Source organism: Halomonas sp. ND22Bw (assembly GCF_003011945.1).
Lineage (GTDB): Bacteria > Pseudomonadota > Gammaproteobacteria > Pseudomonadales > Halomonadaceae > Halomonas > Halomonas halophila.
The window spans coordinates 1-229 of record NZ_PXWD01001958.1 but is presented as its reverse complement, the minus strand read 5'-3'; the positions used below and the strand labels follow the sequence as shown (position 1 = coordinate 229).

Below are 229 nucleotides of genomic sequence, written 5' to 3'. Positions count from 1 at the left end.
CAGTCACGTCGCGGTAGAACAGCGCCAAGCCTTCGGGATGCGGGTAGGCGCGCACCTCCAGCCAGGCCCCGTGTCCGTCTGGCCAGACGTAGCGGTGCTCCATCGTGAGCGAGACGCGCTCGCACATGGCGCGCAGGTACATCCGCCCGATGGGCTTGTGTTCGGAACCCGGATAAACGTCCCAATGTGACCGACCTACGACCTGGCTAGGCGGCCTGTCCTCCAGGCG

1 protein-coding gene is annotated in these 229 nt (G+C 66.4%); it reads right to left on the bottom strand.

Annotated features, from left to right (window positions below; translation table 11 throughout):
* On the bottom strand, positions 1 to 226 hold a 226-nt coding region (locus tag CVH10_RS25140; protein ID WP_369336048.1), incomplete at its 3' end, for a PAS domain-containing protein.
* Positions 227 to 229: the final 3 nt, after the last annotated feature.